This is a genomic window from Paenibacillus sp. FSL K6-4396 (assembly GCF_038002525.1).
Lineage (GTDB): Bacteria > Bacillota > Bacilli > Paenibacillales > Paenibacillaceae > Paenibacillus > Paenibacillus amylolyticus_B.
The window spans coordinates 6,605,210-6,620,815 of sequence record NZ_JBBOCR010000001.1 but is presented as its reverse complement, the minus strand read 5'-3'; the positions used below and the strand labels follow the sequence as shown (position 1 = coordinate 6,620,815).

General features: G+C 47.1%; 16 protein-coding genes. 15 read left to right on the top strand and 1 reads right to left on the bottom strand.

Annotation, left to right across the window (positions count from 1 at the left end):
• Window positions 1-18 precede the first annotated feature (18 nt).
• Entirely contained in the window at window positions 19-1,131 is a 1,113-nt protein-coding gene (locus MHB85_RS28905; RefSeq protein WP_091012743.1) for a GGDEF domain-containing protein, read from the bottom strand.
• Window positions 1,132-1,403: 272 nt separating this feature from the next.
• Here MHB85_RS28905 and MHB85_RS28900 point away from each other — a divergent pair, with 272 nt between their 5' ends.
• From MHB85_RS28900 to MHB85_RS28830, 15 genes are all read left to right on the top strand, one after another.
• On the top strand, window positions 1,404-1,799 hold the full coding sequence (locus MHB85_RS28900; protein ID WP_091012745.1) for a Fur family transcriptional regulator: 396 nt from the start codon (window positions 1,404-1,406) through the stop codon (window positions 1,797-1,799).
• Window positions 1,775-2,581 (top strand): winged helix-turn-helix transcriptional regulator, encoded by an 807-nt coding sequence (locus MHB85_RS28895; RefSeq protein ID WP_091012746.1) that lies wholly within the window; start codon window positions 1,775-1,777, stop codon window positions 2,579-2,581. Before MHB85_RS28900 ends, MHB85_RS28895 begins: the two co-directional genes overlap by 25 nt.
• Before the next feature lie 290 nt (window positions 2,582-2,871).
• A complete protein-coding gene (locus MHB85_RS28890) occupies window positions 2,872-4,335 on the top strand; it encodes a catalase (RefSeq protein WP_341074082.1) in 1,464 nt (487 codons plus the stop codon).
• Window positions 4,336-4,543: 208 nt separating this feature from the next.
• Window positions 4,544-4,960: a BlaI/MecI/CopY family transcriptional regulator gene (locus MHB85_RS28885; protein WP_091012749.1), complete on the top strand. Its 417-nt coding sequence runs from the start codon at window positions 4,544-4,546 to the stop codon at window positions 4,958-4,960.
• 25 nt (window positions 4,961-4,985) lie between these two features.
• On the top strand, window positions 4,986-5,822 hold the full coding sequence (locus tag MHB85_RS28880; RefSeq protein WP_341074081.1) for a M56 family metallopeptidase: 837 nt from the start codon (window positions 4,986-4,988) through the stop codon (window positions 5,820-5,822).
• A gap of 49 nt (window positions 5,823-5,871) precedes the next feature.
• Complete coding sequence (locus tag MHB85_RS28875) at window positions 5,872-6,285, top strand: DoxX family protein (RefSeq protein WP_076209884.1); 414 nt, start codon at window positions 5,872-5,874, stop codon at window positions 6,283-6,285.
• A 199-nt stretch (window positions 6,286-6,484) separates the two neighbouring features.
• Entirely contained in the window at window positions 6,485-7,186 is a 702-nt protein-coding gene (locus MHB85_RS28870) for a pirin family protein (RefSeq protein ID WP_091012752.1), read from the top strand.
• 44 nt (window positions 7,187-7,230) lie between these two features.
• On the top strand, window positions 7,231-7,566 hold the full coding sequence (locus tag MHB85_RS28865) for a hypothetical protein (protein WP_091012754.1): 336 nt from the start codon (window positions 7,231-7,233) through the stop codon (window positions 7,564-7,566).
• 172 nt (window positions 7,567-7,738) lie between these two features.
• Window positions 7,739-9,334 (top strand): spore germination protein, encoded by a 1,596-nt coding sequence (locus MHB85_RS28860; RefSeq protein ID WP_091012755.1) that lies wholly within the window; start codon window positions 7,739-7,741, stop codon window positions 9,332-9,334.
• Between the two features lie 4 nt (window positions 9,335-9,338).
• On the top strand, window positions 9,339-10,538 hold the full coding sequence (locus tag MHB85_RS28855; RefSeq protein ID WP_179198397.1) for a Ger(x)C family spore germination protein: 1,200 nt from the start codon (window positions 9,339-9,341) through the stop codon (window positions 10,536-10,538).
• Window positions 10,531-10,752, top strand: a complete 222-nt coding sequence (locus tag MHB85_RS28850) for a hypothetical protein (protein ID WP_091012758.1) — start codon at window positions 10,531-10,533, stop codon at window positions 10,750-10,752. Before MHB85_RS28855 ends, MHB85_RS28850 begins: the two co-directional genes overlap by 8 nt.
• 56 nt (window positions 10,753-10,808) lie before the next feature.
• Window positions 10,809-12,011, top strand: a complete 1,203-nt coding sequence (locus MHB85_RS28845) for a GerAB/ArcD/ProY family transporter (protein ID WP_091012760.1) — start codon at window positions 10,809-10,811, stop codon at window positions 12,009-12,011.
• Between the two features lie 130 nt (window positions 12,012-12,141).
• Window positions 12,142-12,972 (top strand): uroporphyrinogen-III synthase, encoded by an 831-nt coding sequence (locus MHB85_RS28840; RefSeq protein WP_091012762.1) that lies wholly within the window; start codon window positions 12,142-12,144, stop codon window positions 12,970-12,972.
• Window positions 12,973-13,178: 206 nt separating this feature from the next.
• Complete coding sequence (locus tag MHB85_RS28835) at window positions 13,179-14,672, top strand: cobyrinate a,c-diamide synthase (protein ID WP_256974921.1); 1,494 nt, start codon at window positions 13,179-13,181, stop codon at window positions 14,670-14,672.
• Between the two features lie 184 nt (window positions 14,673-14,856).
• Window positions 14,857-15,579 carry an SDR family oxidoreductase gene (locus MHB85_RS28830; RefSeq protein ID WP_341074080.1) on the top strand — a complete coding sequence of 241 codons (723 nt, stop codon included), beginning with the start codon at window positions 14,857-14,859 and terminating at the stop codon, window positions 15,577-15,579.
• Window positions 15,580-15,606: the final 27 nt, after the last annotated feature.

The window sequence follows — 15,606 nt, the reverse complement described above, 5'->3', positions numbered from 1 at the left end:
GAAAGGTTAGATCTTACTTTAAAGTGTAAGAGGTAAGGAGCGAAAAGTTAAGGCACACACACGGTTACGCCCTGTATTCTTGGCTTCATATAAAGCACGGTCGGCCTGTTCGAAGAAATCGTCATCGTCATGATCATCACAATCATCGGGATACACGGCTACACCAATGGAGATGGTTAGACGTGTCGTGTGTCCGTCGGGCAGAGCAAAATGGTATTTCTCTACAGCCTGTCGGATAGATTCGGCGGTAGCCACGGCCTGACGGTGCCCACAGTCGAGCAAGAGAATGGCGAATTCTTCCCCACCGTTTCGTGACACGATATCAGCAGAACGTGCATGCTCAACGAGCAGTTGTCCAAGTTGCTTCAGGACTGCATCGCCGGCGGAATGACCATAGGTGTCATTTACCTTTTTGAATCGGTCAATATCAATGGCAAGCAAGGAAAGCTTCTGTTGGTAATCCCTCGCACGCTGGAGTTCCAGTTGAAGTGATTTTTCGAACTGTCGTCGATTGCTCAGGTTGGTAAGATGATCGGTAGATGCTCTTTTTTCCAATAGAAATAACATTTCATTGGATTTATTAATGAATTCTGCGATGAAATAGATAAACAATCCACCGGCAAAGGAAATTGTCATTTGTAACGGATATATCTTCATTAATGAATTCATGCTGTCTGTATTCAACATAAGGATGATAAAGATTAATGTCATGCCAAGCAGATTCATTGTAATTATTTTGGTCAGTCTGGACCAGGGAGCATAGGCGAAGTATACACCGGACAGTCCGATCAGAGTCATGACAAATCCTGCATCTATGGCAGAGGATGATAAGCCGAACATCAGAATACGAAGGACCGAGATCATGAGTCCCGTAACGACCGAAGCCAATCCTCCCATATATACCGCTGCCGTAACGATGGCCAGATGCCGTAGATCTACAATCGTAGTTTCGTTCAGAGGGAAAGAATAGTTCATGAGTACTGTGCCATATATACCGAATAATAAGCCGCCGATCAACTGAACACGTAACGAGGGAAAAGGCAATCGGATACTATAGAACTTTGCGATGATCCCGGACACATACATAAACGTAATCATGACACAGATATTAATGAAAAAAGTGCTAAACAACCGACATTCCCCCTTTTTACGCACATCCCTATATTTTATCTGAAAATTGGTGCTGTAGCGAACCATATTATCCCAAATTTATGAGGGGATTGCTGGGAAAGATGTTTTATTTGCATATACAGGATGTTAGAGTGATATTGACTTCAATATGCAATGAGATTTATACTTAATCTAAATCAAAATGTATTCCTTCTTTTTGGGAAGACCATCATAAGTAGAAGATCAGTGTCTGATTTTATATAAAACGGATCAATAATAAAGGAGAAATGGTTGTGAGAACTTTAAATTTGACGATACAACGGCAAGCGGTATATGATGTGGTGCGCCATTCAGAGGATCACCCGACAGCTGCTGATGTCATGAATCGACTCGTGGAACAAGGATATAATCTGGCCTATGGTACGGTGTATAATTCTCTTCGTTATCTGACGGACAAAGAATTGATACGGGAACTTAAACTCGGAGAGACAGCAAGCAGGTACGATGCCCGTATGGATGATCATCAGCACATTATGTGTGAAGTGTGCGGCAAAGTGGACGAGGTGCTGACAGAGGTTCCTCCACAATGGATGAAACAGGTAGCTGAAGAAACCGGATATGCAATCGATCATGCTCATGTGGTCTTTGGAGGTGTCTGCGGGGAATGCAGAAACAAACGGATCAAGTAAAAATAAAACTGCCTGGCCGCCGTTTACCCCTAAGGGTTAAACCAGCCTTGTCCGATGCAGCACCGCTTGTGGACAATTGTCCTGTTACACGGCGTGTTATTCTGATCAGCCCGATGCCGGGGCAGGTTCATGAACTGGTAAAAGCCTTAACGGATAGCTGCTTTGATGTACTGGTTTTTCATCGCTGGGAACCGGATCTGCATGAGCGTCTTGTCTTTGATCTGTTGATCTATGACCTGTCTGTGGCCGGAACTATCGATGCATTTGCCGGCATTAGCAGCCGATTGAATCGTGAGGCTGAGCATACAACCCCTTGTCTGTATCTGGTTGGTGAGAAGATGATTGGTAGCGCGAGTGGACCGATGCTTCAAGAGGAATTGCTGGTTTGGCCTGCACGCCCGCAGGAAGCTCTATACCGGGTGCAGCGCATGATTGGCAACAGTCCTGCGTTGCCCAACCGTGGGTTTTTGCCTGAGGAAGGGCACCGTATCGGATTTAAAGATCTGTGGCTTGATCGTGAACGGATGAGTGTGCAGCGCGATAATAACCGGATTCATCTAACCAAGACCGAATATGATCTTTTACTCAAGCTGATTGATGCCAAAGGTGCAGTCATTTCCCGTGAGGAAATGCTCAGCGATATCTGGGAGACGGATTTTACGGGTGGAAGTAATGTGGTCGATGTTCATATCAAAAGCTTGCGCAAAAAATTGGGCGATAACGCGTCTTCGCCGCAATATATTGTAACAGTAAGAGGAGTGGGCTACCGCCTGGCGGATTAGTCCGCTTTTTTTTTGCCCATATTTTATCTTTCACTTCATGCTTTTTCGGGTACTCCCTAAAAATAGGCAGATCAGAATCATTCCCTTAAAAACATGTTCATGGTTCATTCATGAAGTGTTGAAGAACCTCATCTTAATCTCATGTGAACCTCATGCAAGAGTGGAGTAGGACATGTTAGAATCAATTTAACAGTTAGATCAAGTCTAAATGTATATTTAAACCGATGCCGAATATGATTTTAATAGTAGATATATAACAGCCGTGAGACCCATTTGAGGAGGACGATATGATGACAGAACGTATGACTACGAATCAGGGAGCACCTGTAGGTGATAACCAGAATTCTCGCACAGCAAGCAGAAGAGGGCCGACACTACTTGAAGACTACCATCTCATTGAGAAAATAGCCCACTTTGACCGTGAACGTATTCCCGAAAGAGTCGTACATGCGAGAGGAGCAGGTGCTCATGGCGTATTCACGCTAGAGCAAAGTATGAAGGCTTATACAACAGCGGACTTCCTGCAAAATCAGGGTACGGAGACGGATGTGCTGGTTCGTTTTTCAACCGTTATTCATGGTACGGGATCACCAGAGACTGCACGAGATCCACGTGGATTTTCCGTCAAATTCTACACACGGGAAGGCAACTATGATCTCGTCGGCAACCATCTGCCTGTGTTCTTCATTCGTGATGCGTTGAAGTTCCCCGACATGGTTCACTCCCTGAAGCCAGCTCCAGATACAAACATTCAGGAACCTGCTCGTTATTGGGACTTTATGACCCTCTCACCTGAATCAACACATATGATGACCTGGTTGTTCTCAGATCTGGGCACACCAGCAAGTTATCGGGAGATGGATGGTTTCGGCGTACATGCTTTCAAATGGATTAATGCACAGGGGCAGGTCCACTATGTAAAATATAAGTGGGAGTCTGCACAAGGGGTTCGCGGCTTTTCACGTCAGGAAGCTGCCGAGGTACAGGGGCAAGACTTTAATCATGCTACCCGGGATCTGCATGAACATATCAAGAACGGGCAATACCCGCAGTGGAAGCTTCAGGTACAGCTCCTGAAGCCTGAGCAAATGGATGATTTTTCTTTTGATCCACTCGACCCAACCAAAACTTGGCCTGAAGATATATTGCCATTCCATACGGTGGGCACCATGACCCTGAATCGGAATCCACAAAACTTCTTTGCTGAAGTGGAGCAGGCGGCCTTTTCTCCTAGTGCGCTTGTACCAGGAATTGAGCCTTCCGAAGACAAATTGCTGCAAGGACGTCTATTCTCCTATCCAGATACACAGCGTCACCGGCTTGGAACGAACTATTTACAAATTCCGGTGAATTGCCCGTACGCACCCGTTCGTAATCATCAGCGTGATGGACTCATGAATGTGAATCAGGACCCATCTCCGGTGAACTATGAACCCAACAGTTCAGGAAACAGCCCGCAAGAAGATCCGGCATACCGGGACAGTCAGGTTCCGTTGCAAGGGCATGTTACAAGAGAGAAAATCGAGAAGACGGATGATTACACACAGGCAGGGGAGCTTTTCCGTTCATTTACTCCTGTAGAGCAGCAGCATTTGCTTGATAATCTGATCAATGACCTTAAGGGCGTATCTGTTGATATTCAAATGCGTGCTCTATGCCACTTCTTCCGGGCGGATGGGCAACTTGGCGGACGTTTGGCTCATGGACTCGGCGTGGATATTTCTGCACATATGCCGTCACAGGATGGAAAATAAAGCACATTTTGACCATGTTCTACAACATCATACGGACTAATATTCGTTGAAGACCGGGCAGAACCGCAAACGTGCGGAACTCCCGGTCTTTGGCCATTTTTACTGAAATGGAAAACAAATTTACAAATCATTTACATAAAATAGCTGACATAGAGGTTGACTTCTCATTTGATGGCACTACAATGGGTAGTGTGAGGGGTGTCAGAACATGAGAATACAGAATTTCAAAGTGGGTGAGCGTGGGCTCAACCGATTTTTCGGTCCGCTGGAAGCCAAGATTATGGACATTTTATGGGCTCGTCCTGGCAGTAGCATCCGTGAAGTGCAGACTGCACTTGAACAAGACAAAGACGTCAATTTTAATACAGTCATGACCGTGATGAACCGGCTCGTAGACAAGGGACTTCTCGGAAAGTCACAAAAGGGCAGAACATCTTTGTACCAACCGGTACAGAGCAAGGAGGAGTTTATGAACGACCAATCCAAGGAACTGTCACATGAGTTGGTGGATGAATTCGGAGCTTTGGCATTGAATCATATGCTGGATGCGCTGGACGAAGCAGATGCGGGTCTGATTGAACGCTTGGAACAGAAGATCAAACAATGGAAAAAGGATAGCGATTAAGATGTGGAAGACCCGCTCGAAACTTTTGTTTACCGTCGGGTTTGGCATTCCGTTACTCGTGTTCATGCAGATGTTCATGTACGCGATGTACAAAATTTTTGGCTGGGATATCCCGTTTAATCTGCTCTGGCTCTGCAATCATTGGATGAGTCGCTTGGGCTGGTTATCCGTGGGACATTTCTTGCTGGCACTGGTCTTGCTGACATTTGCGGGAACAGGCTGGTTGCTTACGGTTCGCATGATGAAAACACGGGCAGCAATCCGCAAGCTCCGCTCTATGGAGATTCGGGCGCTATCCCGCGAACTGGAGTCCACATATCATGATCTGGGACAGCCAAGTTTCATTGTGGTGGACAAGCCTTCACCCGTGGCATTTACCATTGGTCTATGGAGACCCTATATTGTACTTTCCACTGGGCTGCTGGACATGCTTGATGCGGAAGAGGAGGTAGCGGTTGTCTATCATGAAGTACATCATCTGTGGCACCGTGATCCTCTGAAGACGACGTTGCTGTCGGTATTTGCAATCATGATGCCGTACATTCCCGTTTTGAAGCACACTTCAAAGCAATATCATATCGTTAGAGAAATTCTGGCAGACAATGAGGCCATTGAACGTACAGGCAATGTGGCAGGCATTGGCAGTGCTTTGCTCAAGCTGCTTCGTGCTTGTCCTGAACCTAGGGGGGCAAAGGAACTGACCGTTCAGTCCTCATTTGCGGATACGTCGGTGAATGTCCGCATTTCACGTCTGCTGGACCCCGAACAGGACGTGACGCTGAGATTGCCACGTTATGCTGTTTTGATGTCGGCTACTGTTTTTCTATTGCTGTCTATCTTGTTTGTTTGGTCCATCGGATAGATTAATTGGGCTAAAGTGAAGTCGAATATAATGAGAAAGGAAGATGAACATGAATAATAAAAGTGTAGAGATTGGATTACTTTTCTCCAGGATTATGATCGGTTTGATCTTTGTATTGCACGGCTGGAGTAAATTCGAAGGTGGAATCAGCGGTACAGTAGGTTTTTTCGAAAGTATTGGTATTCCCGGATTTCTTGCATCCGTTGTAGCCATAATCGAGTTGGTAGGTGGTGCGGCGATGATTCTGGGTCTGGGAACACGTGTGTTTGCTGCCCTGTTTGCCATCGTGATGGTTGGCGTTCTGTTTACAGCCAAAGTGGGTGAGCCGTTCCTGAGTGGTACCGAGTTAGATTACCTGCTGCTGGCGGGTTCCCTGACACTGCTCTTCACCGGAAGCCGTTTCCTGGCCGTGGATTATCTGTTCTCCAGACAAGGGAACGCTCGCCAGAATGTGAGTGCTTGAATTGACTAACGATTGCTAAAAAATAATGAAGTGCAGGATTAGTCCTGTGACGAGGTTCTTTATTGGCCAGGCCGGTTCGGGAATTGATTTGCGAACCGGGCTGATCGGTAGAGAGCTTTTTTCGTTTGGACGACATGCCTGAGTTTTGTTACAATGAGAATAAGTATGCTACTAAGAAAAAATAAGGAGGGTGCATCTTATGATTAACATCATTCCATCCGATTCCCGCTCCAGCTTCGATCGAGGTTGGCTTCGTGGCAGTCACAGCTTTTCCTTTGGAGAATACCAGGACCCGGAGAATACGGCGTTTGGACCCATGCGGGTAGCTAACGATGATGTGATTGCTCCTGGTCGCGGTTTTGGGGCTCACCCACATAGTGACATGGAGATTGTATCCATCGTACTGAACGGCAAGTTGCGACATGAAGATAACCTGGGGAATGTAGCCGTTACAGGCTTTGGTGGTATTCAGCGGATGTCAGCAGGCAGTGGCATGATTCATACCGAACATAATGCATCCGATACCGAAGAAGTACGTTTGCTTCAGCTCTGGTTCATGCCACAGACAAAAGGATTGGAGCCCTCGTATGAGACCACATCATTTGATCCAGCGGCATTGGTAGGAGCACTCGTGCCGATTGTATCCCCAGTTGGGGGACCAAGAGTTGCGACCATTCATCAGGATATGACGATCTATCTTGGACGATTAGCCAAAGACAAAACGTTAACCTTTAATCAGGATTCGGGCCGCCGGATGTACATTTTCTCCATCGAAGGCAAGCTGGGGTTGGATGGAGAGTACCTGTTGAACGAAGGCGACACGGCTCGTGTGGAACAGCGGGATTCAATCGAACTGCAAGGAAACGAAGATACGTTCTATATGATTATTGATTTGCCGTAGATGGCTGATGAAATGAACTCCAAGATGAAGGAGGGTATACACGTATGGCGCAACAGGAATGGTTTATGGTTAAACATGCGGTGACCGGGCGAGGATTAGCTAATAGCAAAACAGATGCGCTGTCCTATCGGTTCCAACAGGAAGGTACAGGCTTCATATTTACCGTTACGGGTCTGGACGAGCAGATTGTGGAACAGATAATGGAGCTTAGACAAGAACTGAACGTATTTCGTTTCGTCCAACGTAAGGACCAGCCCCTTTTGAAACACTGGTACTACGTAGAAGGTGAGCGGGTTGTGTACGACAGGGAGAGTCATACGCTAAGCATCTATGCGAAGTCGGAGATTCGTTATGTGCCTGAAGATTATTTTGCGGATTAACTTATAAGTACCTATAGAACTTGGAACATCCCAGAGGTCTCTGTTAAATACAGAGGCCTTTTTGCTGTCTGAACTCAGAGAATTTAATCGTAATTTTGCAAAAAAGACCACATAATTCCCAGCTGTCTGGCACAAGCTACCTTGTATAAAAACAAGAACGGAGGGGCGGCATATGGCGGACAAAACATCTGGGAAACACAAGTCCCGACAACCGGGACGAGCTTCAGAAGAAAAAAAACATATTCCTTTAGGACTGCCGTCCCCGCCTTTTCTTCGGCAGCCGATTAGTGCAGTACATGAAATTCAGATTCAGGCGGTAAAGGAGATCTTCTCCGAATGCTCGGATGTGGTTTTTCGCAACGTCATGATTACGCCTGAAGTGAAAGGACTTCTCGTCTACATCGAAGGTATTGTTAATTCGGCTGATATCCAGGAACACATGCTGCGGCCGATTATTCAAGGGCTGGTGCAGCAGCGTACAGATGAACCTGATGTTCCACTGGATGATACAACCGTTGAGCTGACACAGGTGAAGCGAGTGGATACTTGGGCTGCTGCGACAGAAGGGGTGCTGGCATCCTCCGCACTTCTGGTGGTCGATGGAAGTAACAAAGCCTGGATGTTCAATGTCAAAGGTGGCGTCAGACGTGGTGTGGAGGAACCGCAGACGGAATCCGTGATTCGGGGACCGCGGGAGGGATTTACTGAAACGCTCCGTGTGAATACGGCCTTATTGCGATTCAAGCTGAAAACACCTGCTCTCAAGATGGTGAGTATGACTCTTGGAACAGACACCAAGACAGATATTGTGCTGACCTACCTGGAAGGTATTGCCGATCCAAAAACGATTCAAGATGTTAAGAAACGTCTGGAAAAAATAAAGATCGATGGCATTCTGGAGACGGGTTATATTGAGGAACTGATTGAAGACCACCCGTATTCTCCATTCCCACAGATGCACTATTCCGAGCGCCCGGATACAGTAGCAGGTAACTTGTTGGAAGGACGATTTTCCATTTTGGTAGACGGTACTCCCTTTGCGTTAATTGCGCCAGTCACGATGTGGCAGATGCTTCAGGCCAGTGAGGATTACTATGAACGATTCTTCATCAGTAATCTGTTGCGTTGGATACGGTTTCTGTTCGTAGCTATTGCACTTTTCCTTCCAGCGCTGTATATCGCCATTACCACATTTCATCAGGATATGTTACCTACGACACTGATACTCAGTATTGCCGGGGCTCGTGAAGCCATCCCTTTCCCGGCTTTGGTGGAAGCCCTCATCATGGAGCTATCGTTCGAAGCCCTCCGTGAAGCGGGGGTCAGGTTACCGAAAACAGTTGGTCAAGCAGTCAGTATTCTCGGTGCGCTCGTGATCGGGCAGGCCGCAGTTCAGGCGGGGATTGTGTCTGCACCGATGGTTATTATCGTATCCATGACAGGCATAGCTTCCTTTACGATACCGCGGTTTAACTTTGCGATTACCGTACGCCTATTGCGATTTCCGATCATGTTATTGGCGGGTATGCTTGGACTATATGGCATCGTCATCGGCTTGGTCCTGATCTCGGTGCATCTGACACAGATGACTTCGTTTGGTGTACCTTATCTGTCAGGTCTTAGCCCGTACAGTAAGACAGATACCAAGGATATTCTTATTCGTGTGCCATGGTGGAAAATGATCAATCGTCCTTCTACGGTTCAGGATAACCAGAAACGGATGAAAGACAAGATCAATGGTTCGCCTGAAGCTGAGGAAGGATGGTGAACCCATGTTTCTTATTCGTAAATTCCGCAATGTGTTGATGTTACTGCTATGTACCATTTTCATAGCAGGCTGTTGGGATCGTAAGGAAATTAATGATATTGCCTTTGTGATTGGTATAGCTGTTGATAAGGAGCAGGACAATTACAGATCCAGTCTCCAGATTGCTCTGCCTGGACAATCCGGTTCTACCGGGAGTTCTGGAGGTGGCGGGGGGACAAGCGGGGATAAATCGTGGTTCATGTTGTCCAATACCGCGAAGACACTCAGAGGGACTACACTTGAAGGCCAAAAATCACTCTCACGAAAGATTTATTATGCACACCGCCGTACCATGCTTATTGGAGAGGATCTCGCCCGGGACGGCGTGGCTCCGATGCTTGATTTGTTTACGCGCTACCCGCTCAACCGATTCTCTGCATTACCAGTTGTGACGAAAGGCGCGGCATATAAAGTCATGGATACGGATGCCCCTATAGAGAAGTTCCCATCCGAGATGGTGCGCGAGTTGTGCTTCCTAAACATGCGGAATCCACGATCACTTAAAACATTTATTGATGCCATTCTTAGTGATGGTGTGGATCCATTCCTGCCGGTTGCTTCGAAAGTGAGCAATGTTCCAGAAGGTTGGAAGGACCCCAAATCAAACATTAAGTTGGATGGATTGGCCATTTTCAAAAAAGACAAGCTGGTTGGCATGATTGATAAGGCTCCAGCAGATGCATTGATTCTGGCTATGGGAGAGGCCAATGCGCCAGAAATTATGGTCAAAGCCCCTGGCGGAGAAGGAAATATATTCATCAAGCTGAACGAGAACAACGCCTCACTACATCCATATATCAAAGATGACAAGGTGGTCGTGAACATTGAGCTATATGCAAAGGGTGTTCTTGTAGATAACGAATCCAATTATGGTGATCGGCGTGAGAACGAGATTGTGAAGTTAAATGAAGCGATTCACGAGAAAATCAAATCGGACATCGACGAAGGTGTCCGTCTGGTGCAGGAGAAATACCACGCCGACATTCTTGGAGTTGGGCGGTCCATTCATCAACATTTGCCAGCGGAGTGGGACAAAATGAAGGATCGATGGAATGACATATATCCTGAAGTCAAGGTAACGGTTACCCCCCATGTCATTATCGAAAATGTAGGGGTGAGCAATAAACCTATCGGCGTAGTGGAGGAGGACATTGTGCATGATTAAGCCGCTGTTATATACCTACTTGGCCATGGCGATCGTGGTGATCATCATGGATTTCAGACATTTGAAACAAGCGGCTGTCATTAATCGATGGCTATCTTATGGCCTGATTTTATTGGGGACGGGCATTTGGTTCTATGTAACCCATCTGAGTAAAACCTTATATGTGTCGGTATGGATAAGCCACGTTATCCAGCGCTTACTGCCAATGCCATAAGCTATGGACAGCAAACATTCGGTTTGCGAATTCGCGAGAGGGAAAGGAGGTAATTCATGAATCAGAGAGTGACACACCGTCAAATGATCCTGCTCGTACTGCTGCTCAGTATTTCAGGTACGTTAATTCAGCCACACGCGCAAGCTATCTACTATGCGGAACAACACGCTTATCTCTCGTACATACCTGTAGTCGTGGTGATGCTCGCATCCATGTGGATGTTAAGTCGGGTTCAGCGGAGATTTCCGGATCAGGATCTATTTCAAGCCCTTGCTGGGCGATTTCCCTTTTTGGGAAGGCTCGCAGGATTGATGTACATTCTATTTTTTTTCTTTGTGTTTGCGAGGGATATCCGGTTAACGGGTGATTATATCAGCATAACGTTGTTAGAGACCACACCGATCTCCATCATTGCGTTATCACTGATCGTTATGGGAGTTTTTATCGTCAGAGGTGGGCTCGGCTCCTTGATCGGTATGTCGGAGTTGTATGTGACATTGTTTCTCTTAAACTCCGTGATTGTGCCTTTCATGCTCATTCAACAGATCAATATGGATAACCTGATGCCGTATTTTCACGTTGATGTTGCGGGAGTTGGCAAGGGGAGTTGGTACATATTTTCGTTTTACGGAGAGATGATTGCATTGCCTTTTGTTATCAAGGGCAGTGATTTTCGATTTAAGTCGGTTGTGTCAGGCATTATATTGTCAGCCTTGTTGATGATGCTAATCCTTGTTGAGACCATTACCTCCATTGGAGTTCCTATCGCTTCAAGGTTAGTGTATCCCTCTTATGAACTGGCAAGACAATTGCAAATCAGTGACTTCTTGGATCGGTTTGACCTTGCGCTGGCAGCGGCAACCTTGCCTACCATGATCACGAAGATTGCATTTGACCTGTACTTTGTCTGCTGGGGATTGAAGCGAATGATTTCGAACGTATCGGGAAAGGTATTGACAGGCCCGATTGCACTCGTCGGATTTGTCTGTGCATTCTGGTTCTTCCGAAATGCCATTCAGCTCAATCGCTTCACTCGGGAATGGACATGGATCGCCATTGTTTTTGAAGTGTTGTTCCCTATTGTGCTGTTTCTTTTCCTTCGTCCTCGCAAAAAGGATAAAAAAGAATCTACCCAACAGAGATCGGGAGACCAGTCCAAGAAAGAGAAACATGAGCCGGAACAACAATCGGCTGATTCGGAGAAGGATGGAGAGAAAAGGCGGAAAGATTCTCATGGCGGAGAACTCCAGCCTTCCTGATGCATTCCATCAAAAATCCTTATAGATGAACGGGCAAAAAGAGGGAAAGCACAGTTTCCCTTCGCAGAAGTACCCTGTATACTGTAGTCAGACTGATGAACATTCGGCTGAACTAACGGGGGGAACATGAATGGCTCAACATTTGGCAGGTGTGCGTGTAGCATTGACAGGACCACGAAAGTCGAAAGAAATGTCCGTACTGGTTGAAAAAATGGGTGGAATCCCGCTTGTGCGACCGGCACAGGGGACCGTATTCCTGGATGATCGGAGTATCAGGGATGGGCTGGTATCCTGGATCTCAGACCCGCCAGACTGGGCGGTATTAACTACGGGTATGGGATTGGATGCATTATTTGAAATGGCTGAGGATATGGAAGTGGCAGGCCAATTGTTGGATGTATTATCGGAATCCTCCATTGCGGCAAGGGGATACAAGACGGTGAATGCGCTCAAAAAGCGCAAGTTAACACCGCTGGTACGAGATGATGACGGTAGTACGGACGGGCTCATTCGAGAATTCACCCCACATGATCTCGCAGGGAAAAAAGTTATGTTGCAGCTTCATGGGGAGACAGCTCCCAAACTCGTTGCATGGTTGGAAGAACAAGGTGCAATCGTCAGACAAGTGCTTCCTTACCGCCATGTACCGCCAGAAGAGGCAGAACTGGAACAGTTATTGAATGAAATTCTAAATTTCGAAGTAGATGCTGTTGCGTTCACAAGTGGGCCGCAGGTCAGATTTCTGACGCAATATGCGGCCTCCCAGGACAAGCTTGAGCCGTTGCTTGCAGCCTTCAGACAAGGTGTAATTCCGGCGTCTGTAGGTAAAGTTACCGCAAACTCCATGCGTGAAGAAGGCATTGAGGCACTGGTCATTCCGGAGGAAGAGAAGATGGGAGCACTCATCGTTGAGCTTGGACGTTACTTTGCAGCAGGGCGTGCAGTCAAGATTAGAGATTAGTGGCCTGCTTTTAGATCAGTTCGACAAAAAGCTTTTGGCGTCGCTTCATGAATAAAAAGTGTGCATTAAGCTTAACCGCATCGCTATATGATGCGGTTTTGTTTAGATTATAGAATGTATACGTTACAACTAAAACACGAATGTACATCCTTGATAGTGCTTCGATCAGAAGTTTCTGTTATCTCGAAGAAAAGGTGAATATGACGATGACCATTGCAGATCGTAACGCCAGACCCCGACTGATCATTGCAGGCACCGGAAGTGGTGCAGGGAAAACGACAGTAACTTTGGGGCTAATGAGAGCACTAGCTCAGCGTGGCTTGAGTGTACAAGGGTTCAAATGCGGCCCGGACTATATTGATCCGACATACCATACCGCCGTCACGGGCAGACCGTCACGTAATCTGGATGCATGGATGACATCGCCTGAGTATGTGAGAGATACGTTCAGGAAGGCATCGGCGGGACACGATATTTCCATTATTGAGGGCGTTATGGGCCTCTACGATGGCAAAGATCCACTCAGCAATACAGGCTCAACTGCAGAGATTGCTCTGGTCACGCAAACCCCTGTGATCCTGGTCGTGGATGTACGCAGCATGGCTCGCAGTGCAGCTGCAATTGTACTAGGTTTTCAACAGTTGGAGCCTGAATTACATATTGCCGGAGTGATTGTCAACCGTTGTGGAAGTGCGGGTCATTATACCATAGTGAAAAAAGCCATTGAGCAGATGTGTGGCATTCCGGTGGTTGGTTGGCTGAAGTGGGACGAAGACATGTCTATCCCGGAGAGACATCTGGGACTGGTGCCTGCCATTGAGCGCGGCGAACTGGAACCATTATTCCAACGTGCTGCCGATGTGCTGATGGAAGGCACCAATCTGGATCTTCTGCTGGATCTGGCAGCAAGTGCCCCGCCGCTAAATGTAGAAGAAATGAGCCCTTCAACCACTGCCCACACGGATTCAGATCAGGCTGAATCAGGCTCAAATTACGATTCACATTCCGATTCAGTGACCAACGTTAATAATCGACATGTACCATATGTGGTACGGCCTGTTATTGCCGTTGCGCGCGATGCAGCATTTAATTTCTATTACCCCGATAATCTGGAATTGCTGGAAGCAGCCGGGGCCCGATTACAATACTTCAGTCCGCTCGCTGGTGAAGATATTCCAACGGATGTGGATGGCATCTATTTGGGTGGTGGATTTCCTGAGGAATTTGCAGCAGAGATTGCCGGTAACCAAGGGTTCTTGGAAGGACTTCGACAGGCAGCACAATCCAACATGCCTTTATTTGCCGAGTGTGGTGGTTACATGGTGCTTGGAGAAACGTTGACCGACCGCGAGGGTGCCACCTTCCACATGGCGGGGATTATCCCCGCACAGGTGCAGATGCAGAAGAAGCGGGCTGCGCTTGGATACCGTGAAGCCAGTAGCGTTCAGGATTCCTTTTTGCTGAAAAAGGGTGAAGTACTTCGGGGTCATGAATTTCATTATTCCACAATGACCTATCGTGATGAAGAAACGATCCCTTATGCGTATGAGACCAAGGGATTACGTGGCTTGAAGCAAGAGGGATATGCCGCAGGCAACATTGTGGCGGGGTATACGCACGTTCATCTGGGCTCTTATCCGGCAGCCGCTCGAAGATGGGTGGAGCACTGTCTAGCCTATCGGCAGGAGCGAGATATGTAGGGATAATAGCAGCTTTTTATAGCTCAAATAGATAGCTGAATTCAATAAGCAGAATGGCTCTAATCTTTCTTTTACCTAATGAGTCTTTGGTCGTGAAGTTGGCGATCCGATTCTGAATTAAAGGTTTTCAGATGAATATGTGGAATGAATAAAAGATAGAATCATTATGCGAGGGAGGGACATCATGATGAGAACCGTATGTGTAACGGGAGCTGCCCGGGGATTGGGATTGGCTTTGACGGCACAGATGCTGAAGAGAGGGTATCTTGTGTATGCGGCCGGTCTGGACGTGGAAGATTCCGAGGGAATTCGTAAGCTTGCAGAAGGATATCCTGACCATCTGCGCGCCATCGAACTGGATATCGCGGACGACCTGTCGGTAGCTCTGTTCACGGAGACGTTGAAGCTGGATACGAATCATCTGGATATGCTGATCAATAATGCGGCTATACTAGGAAGTATTACGGATCATATCCGCGGGCCGTTGAATATGGCGGAGATGGCTGAAGTATTTAATGTGAACACCTTAGGTACACTGCGTGTGACTCATTCCCTGTTACCCCTCCTTCTTCAAGGAAAGGTCAAGCTGATTGTTGATATCTCTTCCGAGGCTGGAAGTATAGAGCAATGCAGTCGGGATGGGTGGTATGCCTATTGTATGTCCAAAGCTGCTTTGAACATGCAGGCCCGTCTTGTGCACAATGGTCTGAAGAATGAAGGCGGACAAGTGATGCTTGTGCATCCCGGTTGGGTACAAAGTTATATGAGGGGCGAATTGGATGTTGCTGCGGATCTCACGCCCGAGCAATCTGCACAGCATATCGCAGTACTTATCGACCGCCATGAACAGTTTAAAGGAGATCAGCCCGCATATGTGGACTACAAGGGAGAGAAGCTCCCCTGGTAGTTGATTGATACAGTGAGGTGAACAAGA